Genomic DNA, 24,663 nt, shown 5'->3' with positions numbered 1-24,663 from the left:
ACGGTGCAGCCGCCGGGTCCGATGTCGACCCGGGTCATGCCGCCGGCGAACGGGGCGGAGGCGGGCACCGACGGGCCGGCGTTCTCGGGTACCGCAGGGTAGGGGTAGCCGTAGGTGCTGGCGACGAAGACGCTGGACCCGGCGCCGATGGGTGAGTTCTCGCTGCCCGGTCCGCCCTTGGCCAGTACCGGTGTGTGGCAGATCTGCTGGCCGTCGGAGACCCGGTACACGAGCAGCGAGACCTGGGTGTCGGCGCTGTCGACGATGGTGACGTACTCGTGGCCGGTGCCGGGCCCGAAGTAGGTGGGCGTGGATCCGGTGCCCCAGCTGAGCTGGCCGGGTTTGCGGGCGCTGCCGCGGTCGTAGGGTGCGCGCCAGTCGACGTGCGGGGTGCCGTCCGGTCCGGTGGACAGTTGGTAGAGCGCGTGGGTGGTGGCGACCGAGGTGCCGTTGGGGGAGGTGGAGATGCTGTTCTCGACGCGTTCGCCGGCTGGCAGGTCCACGGTGCGGGTGTGGCCGGTGGTGTCGACGACGCCGACGCGTCCGGCGCCGGTGGCGAACCACACGTTCCCGGCCCAGTCGGGGGCCAGTCCGGTGACGCTGTCGTCGGCGGGGATGGCGTCGGTCAGGTCGACGGACTCGTCGATCGTCAGTGACCATTTCCCGCCGTTGTCGTGGTGGCCCACGCGGACCAGGTGGCGGTTGCCGTCGACGGCGACGAGTCGGTCGTTGTTGTCGAGGTAGGCGTACACGCCGCCGAGGAGGCTGCCCTTGGCGAGTGGGAGTTCTGCGAGTGAGCTGCCGGCGTCGCGGCCGCCGGTGGAGCCGGAGGCGACCGAGCCGAGGTCGGCGGATCCGAGGCCGCCGGACGAGCCGGAGGCGGGGCGGTCGATCAGGTGGACCGTCGGGTTGCGTCCGATCATGGTGGTGCACAACGCCACGATCATCGAGTCGGAGCCCTGCAGCAGGGTGGGGCAGGCGGACGCGAGGGTGGTGGCCCCGACGTCGAGCTTCCCGGCGCCCGGTCCCGCCAAGGGTGTCGCGTCAGAGGAGCCGGCGTCGCCGTGCATGGTGGAGGTGCCGTTCGGGCCGAGGAACGGGTTCGGCGGTGCCAGCGGCCCCCAGGCGGGCTGGGCGGCGGCGAGGCCGCCGCCGAACAGCACGCAGGACATCGCTACCGCGCTCGCGGCGACACCGGCCCGCACGGGTTTGCGCGAGGCGCTCCGTCGGCGGCGGGTGTCGAGGCCCGCGGGATCGGTGGTCGTGGTCACGGTCATGCGCGCTCCCCATCTATGTGATACGAATATTCGCATCAACTAATGCATATATCCGAACTGTGATGAGGGTAGGAGTAACAATGGCGCCTGGCAAGAGTGAATCGTCGGTGTCATCGCCCCCCCGACCGACCGAGTCGTGTCGATCGTCGAACTGCTTTCCGCGCGTAGCACGCCGGTGGCGTCGGCGGACCTGCCGATCAGCTACCTGACCACCCCGGTGTTCGACACAGCACGGTGGGAGTTGGAGATCGGCCCACTGCGGTCAGCGGTCACCCAGGACGAGCGGCGCGAATTCGCCGGCCCGCTGCTTTGCCGTGCTGGCCTGGCTGAGCGCTCCGGGGTTACGGTTTACAGGTTCTTGCAAGTGCAGGGGTATGCAACCGGGGAGGTTCGCTCTTGTTCGTACGCACGACGATTGCTGTTGTCGGCATCGGTTTGGCGCTGTTTGTCGCGGGTTGCGGTAGCAACGATTTCTCGACCGCGACGACAACCACACCGACCACCACGACAACGGTGGCGGCCACCACGACCACACCGCGGCCGACAAATGCGACGCTCGAAGAGGGGCCCCACCATCCCGCACCGATGCACTAGGTCGGTCCCGACTGAAGCGCCCGCGTCCGGCCCGCGGCCGAGTTCGCGGGGTCGGCCGGCGACACACAATTGCCGGCGGACCCGCGCACATCGCGACACCACGAGCACGCCGTACCTGAATGCGGCGCAAGTGGAGCCGCGAGAGCCGGCATGACGCCGACCGGGCCGGCGCCGATCACGGTCGTTCGTTGCGGGCGGCCTTCTCGACGATGCCGGCGATTCGCCTCGTCTTCGTCGCCGGTTGCTTGGCGAAGGCGATCTGGCTGAGTGCGAACTTGCGGACGCTCGGCGGCCACGCGTCCCAGTGGGTGCGGGCCTGCGGGTCCGCGTCGAGGGCCGCAGCGAGTTCCGGTGATTCGACGAGTGCCTCCGCGTCGTCGAGCAGGGACCACAGCCCGCGTTGCTTGGCATCGTCGATGACGGCCTGCCCGGCAGGTTGCATCCGTCCCTCGGCGAGCAGGTCGGTCACGCGTGCCTTGTTGGACGCGGCCCACGCGCTGTTGCGGCCGCGTCGGGTGAACCACATGCCCCGTCGGTGCTCGTCGATGGTCCGGGTGTGCCCGTCGACCCATCCCCAGCACAGGGCTTCCCGTACCGCCTGGTCGTAGTCGAGTGGGGTCTTGCCGGACTCCTTGCGCCAGAACACAAGCCAGACGCCGTCGGATTCGTCGTGGTTGTCCCGCAGCCACTCGCGCCACACGTCGAGGGATTCGGGATGTAGGTGTTCGGCGTTCGCGTTGGCCATGGGGACAAGGCTAGGTGTTGGCGGTCACGCGACCGCCGGTTTCGGTGCCGGGGGAGCCGGGCTGTGGTGGATGTGCCCGGTGGGGGTGGTGGTCCGGACGAGGTGTCTGCCGTCCGGCGAGTCGAGCGTCTCGGCGACCCATCCGGGTGCCTGTTTGGCGTAGTTGCACGCCTCGCACAGCCCCTGACCGTTCTCGAACGTGGTCGGTCCGCCGTCGGCGGCGGGATGGATGTGGTCGATGTGCCGCACGGGTGCATCGCACCAGGGCGTTCGGCAGACGGGGTCGCGGAGCCGGATCAACTCGGCCAGGGATGCGGGGAACAGGCGGGTGTTCCGGTCCATGGCGACCACCGCGCCGGTGTCCGGCCGCGTGTAGACCCGTCGAAGTTCGGCGACACCGGCCGTCGCGGCGGCGCGGACGAGTTCCCGCGCGATGTCTGCGGGAATCGGTCCGTAGCCGCGGACGTGTGCGGCCTCGTCGCCACCGCCGAACAGCGTGCGATCGGACACCGTCAGGTGCACTCGGACCGGTGTCGCCTGGGCGGCGGTGTCGTCGGTCGACGTGGTGACGATGCGGGCGACGAGGGTGTCCGCCATGATCTGCCCGCGGGTGCGTGGGTCGCCGGTGGCGGTTGCCGACGCGGCCGCCGCTGCGAGGGCCGCGTGGCAGGCGACGCCCTCCGACATGGGGAGCAGTGCCGTCACGTAGGCCATCGTGTCCGGTGCGGGGCGGATCGACACGCGCCGCTCGGTATGCGCCTTCGCCTTCCGTCGAACCCACACCTGCTTGTCGGCCTCGTATGCCATCTGGCGTGCGCGGGCGACGGTGTCTCTGTCGCTCATCTTCTCGAGTCGTTCGGGGTGGGCGGCGAGCGTCCGGTCGATCTGGGCTCGGTCTTCGATTGAGAGGCAAGCGGTTTCACGTGCGATCTGGGTGGCGCGCCACTCGGTGATCCATCCTCCGCGTAGCGCGCCGAGGGTGTGTGGAAGCTCGGAGGTGAGAGTCGTGGCCATGCCGAGATGGATGCCGCCGCGGTGCGGGGACTCGCGGCGGGCCAGCGCGATCTGCGAGGCAATGCCGCAATCTCGACGTTCGCACGCCGCTCCCGCATCGGTCGCCGCGCGGCGTTGTTGCGCGGCGAAGTCGGAGGTGACCTGGGCCTGGAGGCCGGCCGCGGCGCAGGTGAGCCGTTCGAGGGCTCGGAGCAGATCGATACGCTCGGGTTGCTCGTCGGGGCCGGTTGCGGCGGCGAGGGATTGAATCCACCTTTCGACGTCGGTGGTGGTCACCGTATCGGTCAAGCGCCCCTGTTCGCTCATGTGTTCGATTGTAGTGGGCGTGACCGACAGGTTCGGGGGTTCCGAGGATTCGTCGCGATGGCCTCGATCAACCGACGACGCGGACCGGTCCGTCCCCTCGGCTCGATGCGGTTGCGGTGGACGATCGGAACGCCGCGTCCGGCGAGCGCGGGTGCGGTTGCCGCGCGGTCGGCGTGGCGTCCCGACATCGCGGTCGGTAACGATCCGGTGAGCCTGCGGCCCAAGCTGCGCGTGCTGCGCATGCTGAGCGTGGATACTGCACCGGTGACGCTCACGAAGCGAACCACCTTTTCCGCCGTATCGACGGTGATGCTCGTTGTCGCGGGCCTGTTGGTCGCGGCCTCCGGGAGCAGTGGCGCCGCACCGCCGCCAGAGTGGCGATACACGATGGTGGCGTTCAGCAACACCAGCGACCGCGACCTGGATGTATACGAGTCGGGGGACGCCACTCACTTCCAACCCGTCCGGCTGTCGGCGTATCGGCCCCCCTCGGGGGTTGTCCGCGACCCGAGCATCTTTCGGCACACGGACGGGTCCTATTACGTCACTTATACGACCGCCGACGGCGCAAACATCGGCTTCGCGCGCAGCAGCGACCGCATGAACTGGACGCCCATGGGGTCCTGGCCGGTCCCGTTCTGCTGCGCGTTCCTGCCAGGCACGGGGGACGGCACCGGCTCGGCGAGCCCACCGGGCCTCTCGGGGTCGGCCGGGTTCAAGGACGGACCGTCGCTGTCGCCGTTCACCACGAAGGCCTGGGCGCCCGAATGGTTCGTGGACGGCGACCGCGTCAACGTCATCCTGTCGATGTCGACCGGTGGAGGGTTCGTGCCGTATCTGATGACGGCGCTGGAGCCATCGCTCCGGTTGTGGAGCCTGCCAGTCCCGCTCGACGGGATCGGCGCGGACCACATCGACACCACCGTGGTCAAGGTCGGATCGACCTATCATGCGTTCACCAAGAACGAGACGAAGAAGGTCATCGAGCATGCGGTCGCGTCGTCGGTGACGGGACCCTATTCGTTCGTCCCGGCTGGAAATTGGGGCTCGCTGCGAGAGGGGCCGGCCGTGGTCCAGTTGCCGAACGGTGCCTGGCGGATGTACCTGGACGCCTACGCCGAAGGGAAGTACCTCTATTCCGACAGCACGGATGGGCTGAGCACGTGGTCGCCCGTGCAGGAGCTTCCAGGCCTTTCCGGGACGGTGCGCCATGTCGGCGTGATGCGAGAGCCAGCATGAAGACGACCCGTCAAGGGGTGGACACGGTGGATGATCTGCAGCTCGCGCTCGATGTCGCCGACGCAGGCGCGCGACTGATGACGAAGGCGGACGGCACCCCGGTCACCGAAGCCGATCACGCGGTCGAGCGCTTGCCGTCCACGGGCACCAGACTCCCGTCCTCGCCGCGGTCTCCGATCGTCCAATCTGTGGTCAGCTGAGCCCGCGGATCGGTCCACTCGGATTGGCAGGACACCGAGGAGCCGACCGCGGGGGTACCCGTGATGCTGGGCGCGGTTACCTGGGCGGGGGCGAGGACGAGATCCGGGGCGACCGCCCAGTCTCGGATCGCGGCGGTGTCGGTGTACGCGGCGAGCCGCACGGTCGGGTCGTCGCAGTTGTCGCGCCGGTCGAGGTAGCTGGCGATCCCGGCGAGCCGGGCCGACGACCCGGTCCCGATGACGAGGGGACCACCGGAATCCCCGGAGCAGGGCACGACCGTTGACGTCGCCGTGTTCGCGATCCCCTCGACGCACACCGACTGCGACTGGTCGAAGTCGTAGCGATCCGCAATGGTGGCCTGGCATGCCGACGGCGCAACGACGCGAACACCCGCCTGCTGCACCGTGTCCGGGCTTCCGGCTGGTTGTGGACCGGTCAGCCCGCGACCCAGGATCCGACCGGTCCGGCCGACCTCCGGGGATGTCTCGAGCAGGGGGAGCGGCACGGCGTCGGGCACCGGCGCTGCGAGTTCGAGCACCGCGGCGTCGCCGCGGACCGTGCGGATCCCGTCGGGCCGGTCGGTGATCGCGTAGCCCGGCACGGCTGGTTCGGCGGTGTGCCGATGTGATGACGGAGGAGCGGACGGGGCGGGATGCCATTCGGGGAAGTCGCGTGCTGAGGGGGCGTGCACAATGGCGTGGGTGACGTCAGGGGAAACGAAGGGTCCGGCGCACGGCGAGGATTTCGCTGCCCTCGCCGCGTACGTGAAGGACTACCGCGCCGGTTGCTACGACGTCGACGCCGTCACCGAGTCGGTGTGCGCGAAATGCGGCGGACGAGCCTTCGAGATTGGCGTGGACGACGAGGCGGGTTGCGCCGAACGGCTCTGCGTGGCCTGCGACGACGCCGTCCTGATCGCCGACAGCGTGGACCACTGGCCCGACGCCGAACCGGGCCAGTGTGAATGCCCTTGCGGTGGAGAGGAGTTCGCCATCGCAGTCGGCTTTGCCTCGGTCGGCGACGGGAGCGACGACGTGCGCTGGGTGAGCATCGGTCTGCGGTGCCTGCGAGACGGGACGCTCGGCGTCTACACGGACTGGAAGGTCGACTACAGCCCTTCGGGGCACCTGCGAGGCATGGCGTAGGCGGGATCACCGCGGTGCCGCACCTCGCCTCACCCAACTCGATGGGTGTCCTCGACGCGCGGCCGGGGCGTCGTCGGCGGGTCGCGGCGCCTGCTCATTGCCCCGACGCGGGCGCCTCGCCCAACGTCCGTCGGGTGACGAACCGCCGCGGCATTCCCGACAGCGGATCGGTGAACTCCAGTTCCCGCGCGAGCAATTGGAGCGGGAGGGAATGATCGTCCGGCGCGTCGGGCAGCAGGTCGGGGTATCGCCGGTCGCCCAGGATCCCGACGCCGAGTGCCGCCAGATGCACCCGCAACTGGTGCATCCGTCCGGTGTGCGGACGCAGGACCGTGTGCAGCACACCACGTCCGGAGGCGCTCACGCCTGCCCCTCGCACCTCTACCGCTGTCTCGGCGTTGGGCTCACGGGAATCGTCGACGTCGACCTGCAGTTGGCCGCGCCGCGCCGCGATGTGGTTGCGGTAGACGAGGGGAACGGCGCGTCCGGCGAGCGCCGGTGCGTCCGGGTCCCACCCGGGCGGTCGCGCCGACACCGCCTCGTAGACCTTTGTGACCCGCCGCTTCTCGAACAGCGACTGGTATGCGCCGCGGGTCGCGGGGCGGGCCGAGAACATCACCAGTCCTGCGGTCCCGCGGTCGAGTCGATGGATCGGCGCCAGGTCCGGATTGTCGAGGCGGACCCGCAATCGGACTAGCGCCGACTCTTGCAGGTAGCGCCCGCTCGGGGTGGTCGGGAGGAAGTGCGGCTTGTCGATCACGACGAGGTCGTGGTCGACGTGCAGTATCTCCTCGCGGAACGGCACCGGGTCCTCCGCCGGCAGATCGCGGTAGTACCAGACAAACGGGTGCGCGCCCAGCGTCGTGCCGCGACCGATCGGGCGGCCGTCGGCGCCCACGATCTCGCCGGCGTCGAACCGCCGGTGCAGATCGCCGGAGTCCAGGTGGTCGAACCTCGCGACGACGTACTCGGCGATCGTCGCCCACGGCCCGGACGTCGGGACGCGCAGCCGCGTCGGTCCGACCCCGTCCTTGACGGGCAGCGGTGAGGGCATCGGCACGTGCGCCATCATCCCACCGGCTACTGGCCCGGCCGCGCCGCGGGCCGCGACGAGGTGCAGGCGTCCGGCCACGGCCCGGCGACGACGCTAGCCGTGCCGCGCCACGTCCTCGCACAGGATGCCGGGCCAGCGGGCGAGATCGGGCGGCGTGTGCGCCACCTCCAGCGTGGCCCTGGGCAGCAGGTCCACCAGCGCCTGGGCGGTGGACACCGGATGGGCGGGGTCGTCGGTCCAGGCCAGCACCGTGGTCGGCGCGCCGATCGTGGCGATCTCGTCCGGTGCGGGCAGGTCGCTCAGCGCGGCCCCGCGGAACAGGGAAGGAAGCAGGTGCTCGGCAACGTCCGGCACGGTCTCGGGCGCCCCGGCGGTCGCCGGGGGGTGGGCCGCGGCGAGGTCGGCCCCGAGGAACGCGTCGAGTCCCTGCTCCTCGATCAGCGCGGCATCGCGCCGGTAGTCGTCGGCCTTGGCGGCGCGGGTCTGCCAGGCGGTGGCCGGCACCAGCAGCGTGAGGCCGGCGAACCGGCCCGGATCGCGCACGGCCGCATGCAGCAGGGTTCCGGTACCCATCGAAGGGCCGACGCCGTGTACCTGCTCACCGGGGAACCAGTGGTCGAGCAGCCTCAGCAGGTCGTCGGCCAGGACCGGCCAGCGGTAGTCCTCGGCGACCGCACGCCCGGTCGAACGGCCGTGTCCGCGCGCGTCGTACCTCAGCAGCCGGGTCCCGCTGAGCCCGCGGCCGAGATCGAGCTCCATCACGCGGTCGCGATGGCGGCTGGAGGTGAGGCCGTGGAGTTGGACGACCGGGTGGCCGCCTTCGTCGCTCAGCTCCACGTCGAGTTCGGCGCCCGGAACACTGAAGGTCGGCACGGCGGCTCCTCGATGGTTGACAGGCGCGGTGGCGGGGAAGGTGCGGTCGCTGGGGAAGCGCCTAGGATACCGACATGCGGCTGACCAACGTCGCGCACCTGCGCCTTCCGTTCGGCCGACTGCTCGGCTACGACGTCCACGTGGGTCCGCCGGGCCGATCGCTTCCCGTCTCCTTCGACCAGCGACGCCACGTCGGTGCAGGAGACCGTGCCGGATCCTGGATGGCGTTGTCCTTCAGGCTGTCCGAGCCGGTGCCGCCCGACGCGCTCGCGGCCGCGTGGCTGGCGGTGATCGCGCGGCACGGCACGCTGCGGTCGGTGTTCGTGCCCGGCGAGGACGGCCAGCCGCGGCTGTACGAGGTCGAGGTCTTCCCCGGCGACTGGGCCCTGCACCCGATCGCCCCCGGGCAGGCCGTCAACGACGCGCTCCGCGACGTGCTCGACCGCGCCTGCTCGCCGTACGGTCGTCCGTCGCACCGGCTCTGCGTGCTCGAGACGGCGGCGGGGCCGACGGTGGTGGTCGCCGCCGACCACTCGCACGTCGACATGTGGTCGATGCTGGTGATCGCCCGCGACCTGCTCGCCGCGCTGGCCGCGGTGCGAGAGGGGCGGTCACCGTCGCTGCCGCCGACGCCCGCCTTCGCCGAGCACACCCGCGCGCTGCGGGACCGCCCGGCCGCACCCGACGACGTACGCCGCCGCTGGGCCGAAGTGCTGGCAGCCGGCGGCGAGGTGATGCCACGCTTCCCGCTGTCGCTGGGCGCGGCGACGCTGCACCAGGAGCGGGTGGAGGTGCGCGACGTCCTCGACGTCGACGGCAGCGCCGCGTTCTCGGCGCAGGCCCGCGACGACGGTGTCTCGACCCTGGCGCTGGTGGTCTCGGCGATGACCGCCGTGACCCGCGAGCTGGCCGGCACCCCACTGCGGGCGGTCTTCCCGGTGCACAGCCGCTACGACGCCACCTGGCACGACTCCGTCGGCTGGTTCATCACCAACTCGGTGCTGGAATCGACCGACCCCGACCCCCGTGCCGGCGCGGAGGCGGTCAAGGAGGCCGTCCAGATGGGGTCCTGGCCACTGGAGGACGTGCTGCGTCCGTGGGGCGGGATGCCCGAGGCGCCGGGGATGTTCGCGATCTCGTGGCTGGACCTGCGCCGGCTGCCCGTCCGGGTCGACGCGACCGGCCTGGAGGCGCAGTACGTCGGCGCGACGATCCGGACCGACGGTGTGATGCTCTGGTTCATCCTCGACGAGTCCGGGCTGCACCTGCGCTGTCGCTACCCCGACACCCCCGAGGCTCGGCGGCATGTCGGCACCTGGCTGGACACCCTCATCGCCCACGTGCAGTCACGGGCATCGGTCGGGGGGCGGCTCCGACTCGGCGACAGGACCTATCGGGTGCAGCGGGCCGGCCGTGCCGACGTTCCTGCGCTTGTCGCCCTACTGTCCGACGACGAGATCGGCCGCACCCGAGAGGGCGCCGAGATCGCACGGTACGAGGAGGCGTACGACGCCGTCGCCCGAGACTCCTCGCACTACCTGGCCGTGGTCCGCGACGAGCACGACCGGATCGTCGGCACCATGCAGCTCACCGTCATCCCGGGGTTGTCCCGTGGCGGCACCACCCGGCTTCAGATAGAAGGGGTTCGGGTGGCGGCCTCCGAACGTTCCCTCGGGGTCGGAACCGCAATGCTCGAGTGGGCGCACGACCACGGCCGGCACCGCGGCGCGACTCTCGCGCAGGTCACCACCGACCGGGACCGCGAGCGGGCGCAGGCGTTCTACGCGCGGCTCGGCTACGACAACAGTCACGTCGGGCTCAAGAGGGCACTGTGACGATGTCCGGCGGCTACTCGTTCGCGTCCGGCCTGGGGTGAGAGCGGGCGTTCACCTGCGGTCAGACGCGAACGAACAGGCGCAGGGACTCGGCGACGACGGCGTCACGGGTCCGGCCGTCGGGGTCGGCGTCGGGGCGCAGCCAGATCGAGGCGTGATTGAGGATGCCGTGCAGGCAGTGCAACGCGACTGACGGGTCGGGGCAGTCGAACTCGCCTGCGTCGACGCCGAGATCGACGACGCGGCGGAAGAGCTGGTCGTGGCGCCGGCGCATCGCCTTGATGAGCTCGCCGTGGGCCGGCGGCCACGGTGCGGGAAACGAGAACACCTTGCCTACCTCGGGGTAGCGCACCGTGAGGATGTGCAGCTGCTCGGCGATCAGGGCGCGCAACTGCTCGGTAGCGGTTCCGCTCGCGGCCGCGTCGAGCGCCTCGGCCAGGCTGGTCAGTACGTCGGTGGTGAGCTTCTCCAGGGCCTCCGCGACGAGCGCATCCTTGCTCGGGAAGTAGTGGTACAGAGTCGCTTTCGCGATGTCAGTGCGCTCGGCCACGTCCTCGAATCGCATGCCCTGATAACCGCTGCCGGCGAGGATCTCGAGCGCGGCGGTGATCATCTCCGCCTTGCGGCGATCGCGACGGCGCGCGGCGCGTCCCGCCTGGGCGGCGGGTTCCCCGTCCACGGTCGAAGTCATCGCCCGATCATATCGGCCGGCCGGTCCGGGAAGACCCGCCGCGACGTGGGGTCGGAGCGGGGATGCGACCCCGGAAGGTGCAACCACGGGGGCGATAATTCGACTCAATGGGATAAAGTTCGACCGAAGGGTCGAGAAATGGGTGAAAGGTGCGTCCGATGACCGAGGCGACAGGACACAGGGCCGGCTACTTCGAGCGGGTCTCGGATCATCGTTTCGTCCCGACCCCGCATGCGAGCGGTGCGTGGGCGGCCGACGAGCAGCATTTCAGTCCGGTGGCCGGGTTGGTGGTGCACGAGATCGAGAGGATGCGAGCGAGCGAGGGTCGTCCCGCACTGCCCATGGGACGCATCGGATTCGACATCCTCGGTCGAATCACGTTCGAGGAGTTCGACGTTCACGTCGAGATCGTCCGGCCCGGCCGGACCATCGAACTGGTCCAGGCGACAGTGGTCATCGCGGGCCGTGCCGTGGTCACGGCCAGGGCCTGGTACCTCGCCGACCTCGACACCGCCGTCGTCGCCGGCGGGGAACCCGATACGCTGCCGGACCCCGACACCGCCTCGCGGTGGCCGATGGACTCGGTGTGGTCCGGCGGTTACGTCGCCTCGCTCGACGTCCGGCAGGTGGGCACGCCGAGTGCTGGGCGCGCGACGGCATGGGCGTCGACGTCGGTGGATCTGGTGGTGGGCGAACAGGCCGGTAACCTGGCCTCCTTCCTCTCCCTGGTCGATACCGCGAACGGCATCGGAGCGCTACGGGACCCCACCGAGTGGATGTTCCCGAACTTGGACCTGACCATCCACCTGTACCGCCAGCCCGAGGGCGGGTGGACCGGGCTCGACACCACCGTCACCTTCGGCTCGACGGGGCAGGGGCTGACGAGCACGATCTTGCACGACGCCCACGGTCCCGTCGGCTGTGCGCAGCAGATCCTCACCGTCCGGCCGCTGCCGAAAGCCGCGGTTGAGGCGAGTTGATGCCGGGCGTGGATCAGCGGCGGGCACGGTCGAGGCCGTCGAGGATCAGGTCGAGCCCGAACCCGAACTCGGCGCCGTAGTCGTAGCCGGGCCGCAGTACGTGCTCGACCGTCAGTTCGGTGAGGTGGGGGTACTCGTCGGAGGTGGATTGCGCGAGGATCGTCTGGGCGACCTCGGCGGTCTCCTCCGCGGTGTCGAACGGCAGGCTCGTCTCCTGCAGCGCGAACCCGTAGACGTAGCTGTCGACGACGGAGAAGGCGTGGGCGGCCATGGCGATCGAGAAGCCCGCTCCCCGAAGGGTTCCGATCACGGCGTCGTGGTGTCGCAGGGTCGCGGGCCCCGGGTTGGTGCGTGAACTCATCAGCTCTGTGGCCCAGGGGTGACGTGACAGGACCTCGCGGGCCGAGGCGGCCCGGCGGAACATGGCGTCGCGCCAGCCGGCGCCGTCGCGGGGGAGTTCGATCTCGCCGAAGACGCTGTCGACCATCCCGTCTCGTAGGTCTTCCTTGTTGGACACGTGGTTGTACAGCGACATGGCCTCGACGCCGAGTTCGCTGCCGAGTCTGCGCATGGTGACCGACTCGATTCCGGTCGCGTCGGCGATCGCGACGGCCGCGCTCAACACCCGCGTCCGGTCCAGCCGCGCCCGGGGTGCCGATGCGCCCGACGGTTTCGCCATCTGTCCCCACTCCCGTTTCCGCCCCGGATCTTCATGGGACTTACAAAGTAAGTGTCATACTTACGACGTAAGTCTAGCCCCGACCGCCGGCGCAACTCACTCGCAGGCGACCCCGTCACCGTCACGGTCCAGCTTCCGGCTGTACCCGGGCTGCCCGGCGTAGATCGGCGCTGCGCCCGCCGCCCGCGCCGCGCTGCAATTCGCGTACGACACCCCCGCGCCGGGCTGCGGCACGGGCGCCGGCGCGGGTGCGGGTGCGGGTGCAGGCGGTGGAACAGCCGCGGCCGGCGCAGGGGCCGGTGGGGCGACGAACGGAACCGGTGCGGGTGCGGGTGCCGCCGATCGAGGCGCGGGTGCAGGCGGGGCCGTCGCGACCTGCTGCCGCTCGGGCGTGGGATCCGCGGCGGGGACGACCCTCGCCGGCGTCGCGCCGCACGTCTCGAGCACCCGCGCCATCGCGTCCCGTTCCGCGGCGGTGACCCACAGCCCGTACGCCGCCTTCACCTCGATCTGCCGGGCGACGTAGGTGCAGCGGTACTCCTTGTTCGGCGGCAGCCAGGTCGCCGCATCGCCGTCGCCCTTGCGCTGGTTGGTCGGACCGTCGACGGCCTGCAGGTTACGAGGATCGTTCGCGAGGTTGCGCCGGGCCTGATCGTCGAGCTGCTGTGCGCCCTTCTGCCACGAATCCGACAGTGCCACCATGTGATCGATCTCCACGGCGTTCGACGTGCCGGAACCGCGGGTGAACGCGATGGTGGTGCCCGTGTAGCTGTCGGCGAGCGTGCCGGTAAGGACGGTGCAGCCGTTCGAGCCGGGTTTGAGCGCGACGTCGGAGAGGTCCCGTCGCAGGATGTCGTTGCGGGTGTCGCAACCGTTGTGGCCGCCAGCGACGGTCACGTCGTCGGACCAGGCCTGCCCGAACAGGGCGCGGTCGTAGCCGGTCTTCGGCGCCCGGCCCTTGACGGGCAGGGTGTCCAGCTGGGCCAGCGCCGTGTTCGCGGCGTCGGTTCCGTTGGCGGACACCGCGACAGCGTCGACGGTCGGGGCGACGACGCTGGTCGTCGTCGTGCCGGTGGTCCGCGACGTCGGTGCCGCCGCGGACGAGGTCGCCGAGGCGCTGGTGGTCGGCGACTGTGGCGACGTCTCCGGCGCGCGGCATCCGGCCAGGCTCACGACCACCAGGAGCCCTGCTGCTCCGGCGACCCAGGCGGTGTCCCTGCGTACGAGCCGGACGGGCCGGGCAGCGCTGACGGGGGAGGCGGTCCTGGAGAACACGAGCAGATCCTTCACGGTGCGGTGATGCGCCGGTTTCGGCGCATCGTCAGCCCCATCCATATCAGGCATTTCGGACCGGTCGGGTGGCTATCGGCGCGGATTCATCCGTTCGACTGGCGAGAGAGGCGCCGGGTGATCGTCAGGGCACGTAGAACGTGGCGACGCCGGGCGTCACGATTCCGGCAACCGGATTGACGATGACGACGACCTGCCCGATCCCGGTGTTCAGGGTCGCCGCGGCCGGAATCCCGTTCAGGCCGTTCGACAACTGGGTGGACCCGGTCGCGCCGGTCGACAGGTTCATCCACTGCGCCTGGGAGGAGAGCGGGCAGCCCCAGCGGCCGGGATTTCCTCCGGTGATCACCGCAACTCCGGGCTGCTCGCCGACTACCGCTGCGCACCGAATCGGGGGTGCGTCGAAGCTTCCGTTCGAATTCCCGAATGGGGCCGGATCGATCTGAAACGGGACCGTCACCGGCATTGCCGCCGCAACCCCCGCGGTCGACAACCCCAACGCGGTGACGAACGTGGCGCACAAACCGAACCTGAGAGCGAGTTTCACGACAGATCTCCTGCACTGGTAGAGGACCCGACCTGACCAGGGGACAGCGTATCGCGCACCTCGGGTGCTCAGGCGGCCGCGCTGGACACCCGACGCGCAGGTATCCCGAACGTCGCCTGCACCTGGATCCACTGTGCGAGCACCTGGCACCCCGTCAGCCCGCTCGCGTCGAAGGGTTCGGTGCCGTACGCGACGTGCCGCCCGCCACGGGGATTGGACACCCGCAGACCGCGCCAGGCCAGGCGTTCGGGCAGGTATCCGAGCACCTCGACCGCCGCGGTGCGCAGCCGCCGCAGGTCCGTGCGCCACTGGCGAGGGCTCAATCGCGTCTTCGTCGCGTTCTGGAAGTTGTTGTCGCGGATCAGTTCCCAGAGCTCGCGGAGCCAGGTGCGAGGTTCGCGCAGCGACATCGAGCGGGTGAGGTCGGCGACGTCGCGCACGTAGCTGTCGTCGCTGGCGTTGCAGATCATGTCCTCCGGATGTCCGACCCACAGGATGGGGATCGAGTCCGGTGTCGTCGGACCAGGGCCGGCGACGCCGTGCCCGCGGCAGCCCGGCACGGCGCCGTCCGGTTGTTCGGGGTCGGAGATCAGGCCGACGGCTGCGACGGCGTCCGCGGTCAGGCGGCCGGCGGCGACGTGGCCGAGCACCTCGCGGATGACCGTGCAGCCCTGCGAGTAACCGATCAGCATCACCTGGCCGTCGGTCGCCGCGACCGCCTCGATCACCCTGCGCACGCCGACCGCCGTGCTCTGCCGGTAGCTCAGTCCGCCGACCGCGACCGGGCCGTAGGACGCCGGATAGCCGACCCACCGCCCGACGAACCGATCGTCGAGCGTGTCGGTGACCCCACGCAGCAACCCGGACACCTCGGTGCGCAGGTCGGCGGGGTGTGATTCCCCGGTGCCGCCGACGGCGAGAACGGTGATCCGCGACATGAGTCCACGATGCCCGCGCCGAGTAAGGATCCGTTCAGGGGCGGCTGAGAGGACCCTGGCAATTGGCGCTCGTCGTTCAGTCGACCTTTGCGAGCAGCGCGTCGAGCGCCGCGTAGCTGGCGTTCATGCCGTCCTCCATGCCGGACTGCAGCATGCCGTCACGTTCGGCGGCGGTGAGGAACTGGCTGTCGATCACGACCTTGGTGCGGCCGTCGCCCAGGTCGACGAATTCGACGGAATCGATGCACGGGTGCGCGGGCATGCCGTCCCACTCGAACGAGTACACGAGGCGCTCGGGCGGGATGATCTCCCGGAAGCGTCCCTCGAAGCCGTCGGTTCCGCCTTCGTGATGCTCGACGAAACGCCAGTGGCCGCCCCGCTCGAACTCCCAGCGTTCGACGTCGAGGGGGTTGCCGCGACCCCACCACTGGGCGAGCTGCTCGGGTTCGGTGTACGCGGCCCAGACCCGGTCGCGGGCGGCGTTGAAGACGCGTTCGACGTGAATCTCCCTGTCACCGGGGGTCGTGACGGTCGCGGCGGTGGGGGTGTGTTGCGTGGTCATCGTTACTCCTCCATGCGGTTGAGGAACTGTTCGAGACGGTCCAGTCGGCCCTCGATCTCGCGCTGGTGACCGCGAATCCAGGCGGCCTCGCGGTCGAGCGGGTTCGTGCCGAGTCGGCAGTGGCGCACGCGGCCGTGCTTCTCGGTCACGACCATGCCCGCCTCCTCGAGCAGGTGGAGGTGCTTCGTGATGCCGGTGAGGGTCATCTCGAAGTGCTCCGCGAGTTCGCTGACCGTGGCGTCCGTCCGGCCGAGGTGTTCGAGGATCCCGCGCCGGGTCGGATCCGAGAGTGCAGCGAACGTTGCGTCTAGACCTGAATGCTGAACCATCTAGTTCAGTATTTGTCGCGGACTTCACGATGTCAAGGGACTGGGGCCGGCGATGTCGCGCGGGTGGTCTGTCTGCCCCTGGCAGACAAATCGATTCGCGTCCGCGGCGGGCGGATACAACGGGAAGCATGATCGAGACATCGCCACTGGACTACCGCGACCAACTGACCGACCGCCTGTTCCGGCAGCGCATTCTGATGCTCACCGGCGAGGTGAACGACGAGATGGCCGAGCGGGTGTGCGCCGAGCTGGTGTTGCTCGCCGCCGCCGACGCCGAACGGGACATCGTCCTCTACATCAACTCGCCGGGCGGGTCCGTCCTCGCCGGCCTGGCCATCTACGACACGATGAAGCTGATCCCCAACGACGTGGTGACCGTGGCCCTCGGATTCGCCGCCAGCATGGGGCAGGTGCTGCTGGCATCGGGCTCCCGGGGAAAGCGGATCAGCCTGGCGCACAGCCGGATCATGATGCATCAACCGTCCGCGGGCATCGGCGGCACGGCGATGGACATCGCCATCCAGGCCGACAACTGGGAGTACATGAAGCGTCAGTCGGAGGCGATCCTCGCGACCGAGACCGGCCGTTCGGTCGCTGAGATCGCCGCCGACAGCGACCGGGACCGCTGGTTCACCCCGGAGCAGGCGCGCGACTACGGGATCGTGGACGAGGTCGTCGACTCCTTCGCGCAGATCGCGCCGTTCGCGGCGACCCGACGGATGGGGCTGTAGCAATGTCTCAGTACACGATTCCCAATGTCATCGAGCGGACTCCCGCGGGGGAGCGCTCCTTCGACGTGTTCAGTCGCCTGCTCAACGAGCGAATCATCTTCCTGGGCACCGAGATCGACGACGGCGTCGCGAACGTCGTGATGGCCCAGTTGCTGCATCTCGAGGCGGAGGCGCCCGATCGGGAGATCGGGCTGTACATCAACTCGCCGGGCGGTTCGACCACCGCGATGCTCGCGATCTACGACACCATGCAGTTCCTGCGGCCGCAGGTCGCCACCTACTGCATGGGTCAGGCCGCATCCGCGGCAGCGGTGCTGCTCGCCGCGGGCGCGCCCGGCAGGCGGTACCTGCTCGCGCATTCCCGGGTGTTGCTGCATCAGCCCTCGACGCAGGGGCAGGGCTCGATCTCCGACCTCGCGCTGCAGGCCGCGGAGGTCCTGCGAATCCGGTCGCAGACCGAGGAGATTCTCGGTGTGCACACCGGTCAGGACGTGGCGCGGCTGCGCAGGGACACCGACCGGGACCGGATCTTCACCGCACGGGAGGCGATCGACTACGGCCTCGCAGACGAGGTGATCATGACCCGCGGGGTCGGGTGAGCACGGCTACGCGGCGAGCAGTTCCACTCGTGCGTGGCCGCTCCGACGGCTTCCCTCCTGCGGCAGGAGGGCCGGTGTGCCCGTCTCGACCCGCCGCGTGACGGCCAGTCGTCGGATGCCTCGGGCGAGTAGGTGTTCGAGCGGGAGTCCCAGCGCGCCGCACACCGAGTGCAGCATCTCCGACGACGGCTCCTTGCGGCCACGCTCGACTTCCGACAGGTACTGCTTGGACATGCCGACGGCCCGCGCCACGTCGGCGAGCGTGCGGTCCTGGTCGCGGCGTTCGTCGCGCAGGATCTCGCCGTAGACCGCGCGCAACAGTGGCGCAGGGGAGTCGGCGCGGGCCGGGCCGCGCCGGTCGCCGCGCCGGGCGGCCAGGTCGACGACGACGGGTCGATCTGCTGCAGCCATGATCCCGAGTTTCGCACCGCCCGGCGACGGAGTCGCCGCTGTTCGCGCAGAGCAGACGCCCCCCGCGCTTCGTTCAGACCAGGTACGGCACCAGGGCCTTGCGGTCGGTGGGGTAGTCGGTGAACTTCTCCTGGTACCACTGGTGGGTCGCGAAGGCGCGGGGGATGAGGTTGCCGGCGGTGATGAGCAGGATGACGACGCCGGGCAGGGCCCAGGTCAGCAGCGCGAAGCCGGACCAGGCGATCAGCTCGCCGAGGTAGGCCGGGCTGGTGACGAAGCGGAACCCGCCGCCGAACGGGATCCGGTACTCGGCGGCGCCGGGGTTCTTCTTGTCGCGCAGGTTCCGCACGATCGACTCGGAGCTGACCAGCAAAGCGAAACCAGTCAGGTAGACGACCAGTCCGACGAGGAATCGGGGGTCGGTCAGCCAGTCGGTGCCGTACTGGCCGAAGTAGTCGTGGCTGAACAGTGCGCCGTTGAGGTACCCGTGCATCGACGTCACGAGCATGCCCATCACGATCACCGAGATGTTGAACGTGCTGCGCTTGCCCGGCACCTGCCGGATCGCGAGCGGGAAGAACCAGCCGCGATTCGCGTAGTGCATCAGCCAGATCGCGGCGAGAACCAGTGACGTCGGCTCGAACCGGTTCGGTCCGGTGAGGTAGAAGACCAGGAACACCACCGTCGCCGGGATCTCCATCAGCCACCAGCCGAGCTTCGGGTTGAGGTTGAACCCGAGGTTCGCCTGGGAGAAACGCCCGTACGAACTCTGGGCGAAGAAGCTGCCGACGATCACGAACGCGGCGAACGCGAACGCGAGAGTCAGCACGGTGTCGTACGCGGTGTTCCCGGTGTACCAGTGCATCGAGATCCTTCATCTTCTGCGCGTGGCCGCTGGTCGGCCGGCGTCGTCGACTGCGCCGTGTGGTGTCGCCGACGCAAGAAACTAGAACGTGTTATACCGCACCCGGTGGCGCTGTCACCGCGAAACGGGGCGATGATGCGCACGGATTTCCGGGTAGCGAGCGACCCCGGCGCGGGGGATGATTCGCTGATGGGGCCGCCACGGGCGCGGCCCGGAACGGAGAACCGTCATGGCCCCCGCCGGCGCCGACAGCTTCCTCGTCGAACGCTCCGTCGTCGTGGGCGCCGGCCCCGAGGCGGTGCACGCGCTGGTCGACGACTTCCACGAGTGGCCCGCGTGGTCCCCCGTCACCACCTTCCTGTTCGAGCCCGGTGGTACCGACACGACCGTCCGCTGGCAGATGACCGGCAAGAAGACGTGGTTCTTCAAGGTCTTCGGGTTCGTCTTCAGCATGGACAAGATGGTCGGCAAGGACTTCGAGAAGGGACTTGCCAAGCTCGAGGCGGCCGCCGAGGCGCGCTGAGGCGATGGCATGACCGAACCCGATCGGGTCCTGCCGCTCTTCGCGACCGATCCGGTCGCGGGCGCGGTGTTGGCGGCGGCCTTCGCGGCATTCCTGTTCTCCGAGTACCGGATCGGCCGGATCCGGCCGTCGGCGTCGCGTCCGCGCGACCGCAGCGGTCTCGCGGTGGGGCTCGGTCTGCTCGTCTCGTATCTCGGCGGGCTCGCCGTGAGCGTCCTGGTGTCCGCGACGGTGGTCGTCCACGGGCGATGGTGGTGGTTCGCCGCGGGGCTCGTGGTCGCGGCGGCGGGGCAGGGGCTGCGGCTGCGCGCGGTCCGCGAACTCGGGTCGTCGTTCACCTTCCGGGTCCAGACCGTCCCCGGGCAGGCCGTCGTCGACACCGGCCCGTACCGGTGGGTCAGGCATCCGTCCTACACCGGCGCGCTGATCTGTGCGCTCGGATTCACCGTCGCCTACACCAACTGGCTGGCCCCGCTCGCCGTGCTCGGGTTGGCGGCGGCCTACCTCGTCCGCATCCCGTACGAGGAACACCTGCTCGCTGCCGAGCTCGGCGAACCGTACCGCCGGTACATGCGGCGGACCACCCGGCTGATCCCGTTCGTGCTCTAGACCTAGCGGGTGGGGAAATCCAGGACGGTCTGGCTCAACGGCATCTGGTCCGTCCGCGGTTCGGGCGTCGGCAGGTAGGTGACGTCCTCGAGGGTGGCGTGCCCGGCCAGTGCGAAGGAGTCGAACTCGAACGGCGCGCCTTGCGCCAGTGCGGGATTGGTGTTGTCCATCACCTGGAAGTGCAGGTGCGGGGCCGTCGACTGCCCGGTGTTGCCCAGACTGGCGAGGACCTGGCCACGGGTGACCCGATCGCCGGCCTCGACCCGCAGGCTGCCCGGTTTCAGGTGCGCGTAGGCCGCGTACAGTCCGTCGCCCAGGTCGAGCACCAGGTTGTTGCCCATCGCCTCGGTGAAGTCCCGCTCGGGTTGCGGGGCGCCGACGACGTTCTCCGCCTTGCCGTCCACCGCGGAGGTGATCGTCCCGTCCGCGACGGCGAGCACGTCCTGGCCGTACCCGACGTAGTTCTCCTTGTTGTTCTCGCCTCGGTACGCGAACCCGGCACGGTCGACGCCGAGGAAGTCGATCGCGTACCGCTCGAACAGGAGCAGCTTGCCGTTCACCGACCAGGCGCCGCGCCGGTGGTGGGTGTCGGAGCCGCAGCAGCCCTCCATCGCCGCCCAGCCTTCGCCGGCGAGCGGCGGCCCGATGACCGGGACCTTCCCGTCGAAGACGGGCACGGTGACCGTCGTGTCGGGAGTCTGCACCGCGGGCGGGCCGGACTCGTCGACCATCCCGGACAGGGTCCCTCCCTCCGCGCCCGGCGCGGGTGGCGGCGCATCGGCCGCGACCGCCATCGAGGTCGCCAGCGCGCCGGGGGCCCGCCTCCCACCGGGCAGGACGAGGTCCACGTAGAAGATCCCGGTCTGGGCGGGCAGCAGTCGGGCGACCGGGGTCGTGTGGTCGCCGACGAGGTTCATGTTGGGCGCGACGGCGTCGGCGCCGTACGTCGCGAGGGGCGTGCCGGGTGCGTCCGCCGCGGCGACCGTCACCTGACGCACCGTCAACGGCACCGTCGTCGCGTTTGTGACCACCACCTCGTAGGTGAGGTGGCTGGCGCCGTCGGTGGTGTCGACGGGAGTCGGCGCGAACGGCACCTCCAGGGCCAACGGGGCGGGGCCGACGATGGGGTCGGTGGACGAGATTCTCTCTGCCGGGGTCCATTCGGTGCCCCACCGGGGCTGCGCCGTCGGCGACGACTGCGTGTCGCACGCGGTCACCGCCAAGCCCAGGGCCGCCACCGCGGTGAGCCGACGCCACGTGCGGTTCATCAGCGCCTCCCGGTTGCGCGCGATCGCTCCGGTCGAGCGTATCCGCGCAGCCGAGCGCGGCGCCGTATTCGCCGCCCTCGAATCTCGGTGTCAGGCCATCTCGGGCACGTGCAGGTGCGCGATCGCGAGCTCGAACTCGCACACCTCGAGCACCTCGGCTCCCATCTCCCGGGCGACTCTTGTCCGTAGCGCCTCGGCCGCGTCCCGGTTCCGGTCCATGGCGTCGTGACTGTCGAAGGTCACCGAGACCACCGCCCGGCCGGCGGCGTGGTCGACCATCATGCTCGAGCTGCAGAAGCCCTCGAGTTCCTGCATTGACGGCATCGCGACGAGTTTGAACACGTCGACGGCCCGGGTCATGCGCCCCGGCTCGATCTTGAGCCATGCGGCGCGGACGCAGGCGCCGCGCTGGGAGCGATGGTCGCGATGCAGGACCGCGATGTCCCACCGCTCGACGTGGGCGGTGCCGTGGAACATCTCCACGGCGCGGTCGCGGATGTCATTGACGGGCCCCTCGCTGCCGCGCAGCGCGTCCTCGTCCGTCCACGAGCTGGTGGCGATGCAGCGTCCGGTGTCGTGGTCGACCAACAGCGAGAGTCCGGCGCATCCCTCGAGGTCGGCGAGCGCGGGCATGACGGTGTCGCGGATGTGCTTGACACCTGCGTCGATGTGGGACGGGTGGGCTTGGATAGTGGTAGAGCGCGCGTACACGATCCACCCCTTTCTGCTCGAGGCGGCGCCCCGGCGGCGCCACCGGTCAACCCCACTTCTCACCCTCCTCCCACCGACCTGGCATGGCAATGGTGGGCCCTTCCGGCGCTAAAATCCCGACGACGTGTCCGGTAGCGGGGTAGCCGCTGTCGAAAGGAATACGAAGTGAACGCGCACATCGGAGAACAGGACGCACCCGGTCGGGAGCAGTTGGAGTTCCAGGCGGAGACCCGCCAGCTGCTCGACCTGATGATCCACTCGGTCTACTCGAACAAGGACTCCTTCCTGCGGGAGCTGCTGTCCAACGCCTCGGACGCACTCGACAAGCTGCGGCTCGAGGCCTACCGCGACAAGGACCTCGCGGCGGACACCTCCGACCTGCACATCGAGATCGAGGCCGACCAGGACGCCCGGACCCTCACCGTCCGGGACAACGGCATCGGCATGTCCCGCGCGGAGGTCGTCGACCTGATCGGCACCCTCGCCCGGTCGGGCACGGCTGAGCTGCGCCGAAAGCTGAAGGAGGCCAAGGACTCCGCGGCCTCGGAGGAACTGATCGGTCAGTTCGGCATCGGCTTCTACTCGACCTTCATGGTCGCCGACAAGGTGACGCTGCTGACCCGTCGCGCCGGTGAGGAGCAGGCCACCCGCTGGGAGTCCAGCGGGGAGGCGACCTACACCATCGAGACCGTCGAGGGCGCGCCGCAGGGCAGTTCGGTGACCCTGCACCTCAAGCCCGTCGACACCGACGACCACCTGCACGACTACACGTCCGCGCACAAGATTCGGGAACTGGTCAAGCGCTACTCGGACTTCATCGCGTGGCCGATCCGGATGGACGTCGAACGGCGCACCCCGGCCACCGAGGAGGGCGGCGACGAGCAGGTCACCGTCGAGTCCGAGACGATCAACTCGATGAAGGCGCTGTGGGCACGCTCGCGCGACGAGGTCTCCGAGGACGAGTACAAGGAGTTCTACCGGCACGTCGCGCACGCCTGGGACGACCCGCTCGAGACCATCGCGATGAAGGCGGAGGGAACCTTCGAGTACCAGGCGCTGCTCTTCATCCCCTCGCACGCACCGTTCGACCTGTTCATGCGGGACGGCAAGTCCGGCGTCCAGCTGTACGTCAAGCGTGTGTTCATCATGGACGACTGCGACCAGCTGATGCCCGAGTACCTGCGCTTCGTCAAGGGCGTCGTCGACGCACAGGACCTGTCCCTCAACGTCTCTCGCGAGATCCTGCAGCAGGACCGCCAGATCCGCGCGATCCGCCGACGGCTCACCAAGAAGGTCCTCGCGACCGTCAAGGACATCCAGGCCGAGCGCCCCGACGACTACCGCACCCTGTGGTCGGAGTTCGGGCGCGCGCTCAAGGAGGGGCTGGTCTCGGACTCCGACAACCGCGACGCGCTGCTCGAGATCTCCTCGTTCGCCTCCACGCACAGCGACGAGGAGCTGACCACCCTCGCCGACTACGTGGGCCGGATGAAGGACGGCCAGGACCAGATCTACTACGCGACCGGCGACTCGCGCCAGCTGCTCGAGAACTCCCCGCACCTCGAGGCGTTCAAGGCCAAGGGTCTCGAGGTGCTGCTGCTCACCGACCCCGTCGACGAGGTGTGGGCCTCGCAGGTCCCCGACTTCGACGGAAAGGCGCTCCAGTCCGTCGCCAAGGGCGAGGTCGACCTCGACACCGAGGACGACAAGAAGGCGAACGAACTCGAGCGGGAGGAGCGGGAGAAGGACTTCGCCGACCTGCTCACCTGGATGACCGGGACGCTGAGCGAGCAGGTCAAGCAGGTGCGGCTGTCGAGCCGGCTGACCACCTCGCCGGCCTGCATCGTCGGCGACGACTTCAGCATGTCGCCCGCCCTCGAACGCATGTACCGGGCGTCCGGGCAGCCGGTGCCGCAGACCAAGCGCATCCTCGAGCTCAACCCCGACCACCCGCTCGTCGCGGCGCTGCGCACCGCCCATGCCGACCGTCCCGACGACACCGCCCCCGCCGAGACCGCGGAACTGCTGTACGGCATGGCGCTGCTGGCCGAGGGCGGCGAGCTCGACGACCCGGTGCGATTCACCGGACTGCTCGCCAGCCGCCTCGCCGCGACGGTGTGAGCGAGCGCCGGTCCCACGGCGCCCCCCCCCCCCCGGACCGGCGCTGCTATCTTCTGTCGGTGACGCGGATGTTCGCCCCAGATGCGCAGTCGTACTGGATCTCTCGCAAGATCCCCACCGATCAGTTCCTGCTCTACTGCTTCGCCGACCCGACCGACGGTCTCGACGAGATCCGTGCCGCCCTGCTCGACCGGGCGGCGCTGATCCCGGACCTGCGTGTCAAGGTCGGTGAGATCCCGTTGCGGGCCGACTACCCGCACTGGGTGCCGATGGCCGTCGAGAGCGGCCACGTCCGCCTGCACGGGTCCGGCCCGCGGTCCTGGGACCGTTGCCGCGACGACGTCGCCGCGCTGCTCACCGGTCGGCTCGACCCGACCGAATCGCCATGGCGTCTGCACCTTTTCGGTCCCGTGCACGGCGCGCCCCGCTGCGACGACGGCCCCGCGGTGGTCGCCGTCCTGCAGGTGGTGCACGCGCTGGCCGACGGCACCCGCGCCTCGGAGATCGCGCGAGCGCTGTTCTCGGG

At 69.8% G+C, this 24,663-nt stretch carries 26 protein-coding genes and 1 pseudogene; 10 read left to right on the top strand and 17 right to left on the bottom strand.

What is annotated here, in order from left to right:
• The 3 genes from ACFXGJ_RS16045 to ACFXGJ_RS16035 form a co-directional block, all read right to left on the bottom strand.
• The coding region (locus ACFXGJ_RS16045; RefSeq protein WP_378621671.1) for a hypothetical protein at nucleotides 1–1,172 on the bottom strand (1,172 nt) is incomplete at its 3' end.
• An 874-nt stretch (nucleotides 1,173–2,046) separates the two neighbouring features.
• Entirely contained in the window at nucleotides 2,047–2,616 is a 570-nt protein-coding gene (locus ACFXGJ_RS16040) for a YdeI family protein (protein ID WP_378621660.1), read from the bottom strand.
• Between the two features lie 24 nt (nucleotides 2,617–2,640).
• Nucleotides 2,641–3,459, bottom strand: coding sequence for an HNH endonuclease (locus ACFXGJ_RS16035; protein ID WP_378621658.1), 819 nt, complete (start codon nucleotides 3,457–3,459; stop codon nucleotides 2,641–2,643).
• Nucleotides 3,460–4,245: 786 nt separating this feature from the next.
• Here ACFXGJ_RS16035 and ACFXGJ_RS16030 point away from each other — a divergent pair.
• On the top strand, nucleotides 4,246–5,175 hold the full coding sequence (locus tag ACFXGJ_RS16030) for an arabinofuranosidase (protein WP_378621669.1): 930 nt from the start codon (nucleotides 4,246–4,248) through the stop codon (nucleotides 5,173–5,175).
• A gap of 115 nt (nucleotides 5,176–5,290) precedes the next feature.
• Here the strand turns inward: ACFXGJ_RS16030 and ACFXGJ_RS16025 are convergent, their stop codons facing one another.
• Nucleotides 5,291–5,977 carry a trypsin-like serine protease gene (locus ACFXGJ_RS16025; RefSeq protein WP_378621656.1) on the bottom strand — a complete coding sequence of 229 codons (687 nt, stop codon included), beginning with the start codon at nucleotides 5,975–5,977 and terminating at the stop codon, nucleotides 5,291–5,293.
• A 100-nt stretch (nucleotides 5,978–6,077) separates the two neighbouring features.
• Between ACFXGJ_RS16025 and ACFXGJ_RS16020 the strand changes: the two genes are divergently transcribed.
• Nucleotides 6,078–6,521, top strand: coding sequence for a hypothetical protein (locus tag ACFXGJ_RS16020; protein WP_378621654.1), 444 nt, complete (start codon nucleotides 6,078–6,080; stop codon nucleotides 6,519–6,521).
• 94 nt (nucleotides 6,522–6,615) lie between these two features.
• On the opposite strand, the gene ACFXGJ_RS16015 is transcribed toward ACFXGJ_RS16020, so the two are convergent.
• Both ACFXGJ_RS16015 and ACFXGJ_RS16010 read right to left on the bottom strand, forming a co-directional pair.
• Nucleotides 6,616–7,593 (bottom strand): pseudouridine synthase, encoded by a 978-nt coding sequence (locus tag ACFXGJ_RS16015; RefSeq protein WP_378621667.1) that lies wholly within the window; start codon nucleotides 7,591–7,593, stop codon nucleotides 6,616–6,618.
• Between the two features lie 75 nt (nucleotides 7,594–7,668).
• A complete protein-coding gene (locus tag ACFXGJ_RS16010; protein ID WP_378621652.1) occupies nucleotides 7,669–8,448 on the bottom strand; it encodes an alpha/beta fold hydrolase in 780 nt (259 codons plus the stop codon).
• Between the two features lie 74 nt (nucleotides 8,449–8,522).
• Between ACFXGJ_RS16010 and ACFXGJ_RS16005 the strand changes: the two genes are divergently transcribed.
• The gene (locus ACFXGJ_RS16005) at nucleotides 8,523–10,283 is read left to right on the top strand and encodes a GNAT family N-acetyltransferase (protein ID WP_378621650.1); all 1,761 of its coding nucleotides are present in this window, start codon (nucleotides 8,523–8,525) and stop codon (nucleotides 10,281–10,283) included.
• A gap of 61 nt (nucleotides 10,284–10,344) precedes the next feature.
• On the opposite strand, the gene ACFXGJ_RS16000 is transcribed toward ACFXGJ_RS16005, so the two are convergent.
• Nucleotides 10,345–10,974, bottom strand: a complete 630-nt coding sequence (locus ACFXGJ_RS16000; RefSeq protein ID WP_378621648.1) for a TetR/AcrR family transcriptional regulator — start codon at nucleotides 10,972–10,974, stop codon at nucleotides 10,345–10,347.
• Between the two features lie 158 nt (nucleotides 10,975–11,132).
• Here ACFXGJ_RS16000 and ACFXGJ_RS15995 point away from each other — a divergent pair, with 158 nt between their 5' ends.
• Complete coding sequence (locus tag ACFXGJ_RS15995) at nucleotides 11,133–11,954, top strand: thioesterase family protein (protein WP_378621646.1); 822 nt, start codon at nucleotides 11,133–11,135, stop codon at nucleotides 11,952–11,954.
• 13 nt (nucleotides 11,955–11,967) lie between these two features.
• Here the strand turns inward: ACFXGJ_RS15995 and ACFXGJ_RS15990 are convergent, their stop codons facing one another.
• From ACFXGJ_RS15990 to ACFXGJ_RS15965, 6 genes are all read right to left on the bottom strand, one after another.
• Complete coding sequence (locus tag ACFXGJ_RS15990; protein WP_378621644.1) at nucleotides 11,968–12,633, bottom strand: TetR/AcrR family transcriptional regulator C-terminal domain-containing protein; 666 nt, start codon at nucleotides 12,631–12,633, stop codon at nucleotides 11,968–11,970.
• A gap of 96 nt (nucleotides 12,634–12,729) precedes the next feature.
• Nucleotides 12,730–13,815: a DUF1524 domain-containing protein gene (locus ACFXGJ_RS15985; protein WP_378621665.1), complete on the bottom strand. Its 1,086-nt coding sequence runs from the start codon at nucleotides 13,813–13,815 to the stop codon at nucleotides 12,730–12,732.
• 232 nt (nucleotides 13,816–14,047) lie between these two features.
• Nucleotides 14,048–14,389: a hypothetical protein gene (locus ACFXGJ_RS15980; RefSeq protein ID WP_378621664.1), complete on the bottom strand. Its 342-nt coding sequence runs from the start codon at nucleotides 14,387–14,389 to the stop codon at nucleotides 14,048–14,050.
• Between the two features lie 149 nt (nucleotides 14,390–14,538).
• The gene (locus tag ACFXGJ_RS15975; protein ID WP_378621643.1) at nucleotides 14,539–15,408 is read right to left on the bottom strand and encodes a cutinase family protein; all 870 of its coding nucleotides are present in this window, start codon (nucleotides 15,406–15,408) and stop codon (nucleotides 14,539–14,541) included.
• 76 nt (nucleotides 15,409–15,484) lie between these two features.
• A complete protein-coding gene (locus ACFXGJ_RS15970) occupies nucleotides 15,485–15,970 on the bottom strand; it encodes an SRPBCC family protein (RefSeq protein ID WP_378621641.1) in 486 nt (161 codons plus the stop codon).
• Between the two features lie 2 nt (nucleotides 15,971–15,972).
• On the bottom strand, nucleotides 15,973–16,299 hold the full coding sequence (locus ACFXGJ_RS15965) for an ArsR/SmtB family transcription factor (protein ID WP_378621639.1): 327 nt from the start codon (nucleotides 16,297–16,299) through the stop codon (nucleotides 15,973–15,975).
• Between the two features lie 128 nt (nucleotides 16,300–16,427).
• Between ACFXGJ_RS15965 and ACFXGJ_RS15960 the strand changes: the two genes are divergently transcribed.
• Together ACFXGJ_RS15960 and ACFXGJ_RS15955 are read left to right on the top strand one after the other, a co-directional pair.
• Nucleotides 16,428–17,030, top strand: a complete 603-nt coding sequence (locus tag ACFXGJ_RS15960) for a ClpP family protease (protein WP_378621637.1) — start codon at nucleotides 16,428–16,430, stop codon at nucleotides 17,028–17,030.
• Nucleotides 17,031–17,032: 2 nt separating this feature from the next.
• Nucleotides 17,033–17,629 carry an ATP-dependent Clp protease proteolytic subunit gene (locus ACFXGJ_RS15955; protein WP_378621635.1) on the top strand — a complete coding sequence of 199 codons (597 nt, stop codon included), beginning with the start codon at nucleotides 17,033–17,035 and terminating at the stop codon, nucleotides 17,627–17,629.
• Nucleotides 17,630–17,635: 6 nt separating this feature from the next.
• Here ACFXGJ_RS15955 and ACFXGJ_RS15950 read toward each other — a convergent pair whose 3' ends face one another.
• Complete coding sequence (locus tag ACFXGJ_RS15950; protein WP_378621633.1) at nucleotides 17,636–18,040, bottom strand: helix-turn-helix domain-containing protein; 405 nt, start codon at nucleotides 18,038–18,040, stop codon at nucleotides 17,636–17,638.
• A 73-nt stretch (nucleotides 18,041–18,113) separates the two neighbouring features.
• Complete coding sequence (locus ACFXGJ_RS15945) at nucleotides 18,114–18,905, bottom strand: 3-oxo-5-alpha-steroid 4-dehydrogenase (RefSeq protein ID WP_378621631.1); 792 nt, start codon at nucleotides 18,903–18,905, stop codon at nucleotides 18,114–18,116.
• A gap of 229 nt (nucleotides 18,906–19,134) precedes the next feature.
• Between ACFXGJ_RS15945 and ACFXGJ_RS15940 the strand changes: the two genes are divergently transcribed.
• Both ACFXGJ_RS15940 and ACFXGJ_RS15935 read left to right on the top strand, forming a co-directional pair.
• Nucleotides 19,135–19,428, top strand: a complete 294-nt coding sequence (locus tag ACFXGJ_RS15940) for a hypothetical protein (protein WP_378621629.1) — start codon at nucleotides 19,135–19,137, stop codon at nucleotides 19,426–19,428.
• Nucleotides 19,429–19,437: 9 nt separating this feature from the next.
• Nucleotides 19,438–20,037, top strand: a complete 600-nt coding sequence (locus ACFXGJ_RS15935; RefSeq protein WP_378621626.1) for a methyltransferase family protein — start codon at nucleotides 19,438–19,440, stop codon at nucleotides 20,035–20,037.
• A gap of 2 nt (nucleotides 20,038–20,039) precedes the next feature.
• Here the strand turns inward: ACFXGJ_RS15935 and ACFXGJ_RS15930 are convergent, their stop codons facing one another.
• Complete coding sequence (locus tag ACFXGJ_RS15930) at nucleotides 20,040–21,305, bottom strand: M23 family metallopeptidase (protein WP_378621624.1); 1,266 nt, start codon at nucleotides 21,303–21,305, stop codon at nucleotides 20,040–20,042.
• A gap of 90 nt (nucleotides 21,306–21,395) precedes the next feature.
• Nucleotides 21,396–22,016, bottom strand: a complete 621-nt coding sequence (locus ACFXGJ_RS15925; RefSeq protein WP_378621622.1) for a hypothetical protein — start codon at nucleotides 22,014–22,016, stop codon at nucleotides 21,396–21,398.
• A gap of 177 nt (nucleotides 22,017–22,193) precedes the next feature.
• Between ACFXGJ_RS15925 and htpG the strand changes: the two genes are divergently transcribed.
• Nucleotides 22,194–24,137, top strand: coding sequence for a molecular chaperone HtpG (gene htpG, locus ACFXGJ_RS15920; protein ID WP_378621662.1), 1,944 nt, complete (start codon nucleotides 22,194–22,196; stop codon nucleotides 24,135–24,137).
• 68 nt (nucleotides 24,138–24,205) lie between these two features.
• Nucleotides 24,206–24,663: pseudogene (locus ACFXGJ_RS15915) on the top strand (hypothetical protein); the annotation flags it as partial.

Origin of the sequence: Rhodococcus sp. NPDC059234 (assembly GCF_042754225.1) — a bacterium.
Lineage (GTDB): Bacteria > Actinomycetota > Actinomycetes > Mycobacteriales > Mycobacteriaceae > Rhodococcus_G.
Note: the sequence above shows the minus strand (reverse complement) of the source record. Positions and strands in the feature narration are given on the sequence as shown.

Bases quoted from the DNA above. Each gene is read 5' to 3' on its own strand.
- ACFXGJ_RS15940 (WP_378621629.1), top strand. From the start codon at position 19,135: ATGGCCCCCGCCGGCGCCGACAGCTTCCTCGTCGAACGCTCCGTCGTC.
- ACFXGJ_RS15990 (WP_378621644.1), bottom strand. From the start codon at position 12,633: ATGGCGAAACCGTCGGGCGCATCGGCACCCCGGGCGCGGCTGGACCGG.
- ACFXGJ_RS15955 (WP_378621635.1), top strand. From the start codon at position 17,033: ATGTCTCAGTACACGATTCCCAATGTCATCGAGCGGACTCCCGCGGGG.
- ACFXGJ_RS15965 (WP_378621639.1), bottom strand. From the start codon at position 16,299: ATGGTTCAGCATTCAGGTCTAGACGCAACGTTCGCTGCACTCTCGGAT.
- ACFXGJ_RS16035 (WP_378621658.1), bottom strand. From the start codon at position 3,459: ATGAGCGACAGAGACACCGTCGCCCGCGCACGCCAGATGGCATACGAG.
- ACFXGJ_RS15960 (WP_378621637.1), top strand. From the start codon at position 16,428: ATGATCGAGACATCGCCACTGGACTACCGCGACCAACTGACCGACCGC.
- ACFXGJ_RS16015 (WP_378621667.1), bottom strand. From the start codon at position 7,593: ATGATGGCGCACGTGCCGATGCCCTCACCGCTGCCCGTCAAGGACGGG.
- ACFXGJ_RS15995 (WP_378621646.1), top strand. From the start codon at position 11,133: ATGACCGAGGCGACAGGACACAGGGCCGGCTACTTCGAGCGGGTCTCG.
- ACFXGJ_RS16005 (WP_378621650.1), top strand. From the start codon at position 8,523: ATGCGGCTGACCAACGTCGCGCACCTGCGCCTTCCGTTCGGCCGACTG.
- ACFXGJ_RS16040 (WP_378621660.1), bottom strand. From the start codon at position 2,616: ATGGCCAACGCGAACGCCGAACACCTACATCCCGAATCCCTCGACGTG.
- ACFXGJ_RS15950 (WP_378621633.1), bottom strand. From the start codon at position 18,040: ATGGCTGCAGCAGATCGACCCGTCGTCGTCGACCTGGCCGCCCGGCGC.
- ACFXGJ_RS15935 (WP_378621626.1), top strand. From the start codon at position 19,438: ATGACCGAACCCGATCGGGTCCTGCCGCTCTTCGCGACCGATCCGGTC.
- ACFXGJ_RS16030 (WP_378621669.1), top strand. From the start codon at position 4,246: ATGCTCGTTGTCGCGGGCCTGTTGGTCGCGGCCTCCGGGAGCAGTGGC.
- ACFXGJ_RS15930 (WP_378621624.1), bottom strand. From the start codon at position 21,305: ATGAACCGCACGTGGCGTCGGCTCACCGCGGTGGCGGCCCTGGGCTTG.
- ACFXGJ_RS15980 (WP_378621664.1), bottom strand. From the start codon at position 14,389: ATGCCGGTGACGGTCCCGTTTCAGATCGATCCGGCCCCATTCGGGAAT.
- ACFXGJ_RS15975 (WP_378621643.1), bottom strand. From the start codon at position 15,408: ATGTCGCGGATCACCGTTCTCGCCGTCGGCGGCACCGGGGAATCACAC.
- ACFXGJ_RS16000 (WP_378621648.1), bottom strand. From the start codon at position 10,974: ATGACTTCGACCGTGGACGGGGAACCCGCCGCCCAGGCGGGACGCGCC.
- ACFXGJ_RS15945 (WP_378621631.1), bottom strand. From the start codon at position 18,905: ATGCACTGGTACACCGGGAACACCGCGTACGACACCGTGCTGACTCTC.
- ACFXGJ_RS15970 (WP_378621641.1), bottom strand. From the start codon at position 15,970: ATGACCACGCAACACACCCCCACCGCCGCGACCGTCACGACCCCCGGT.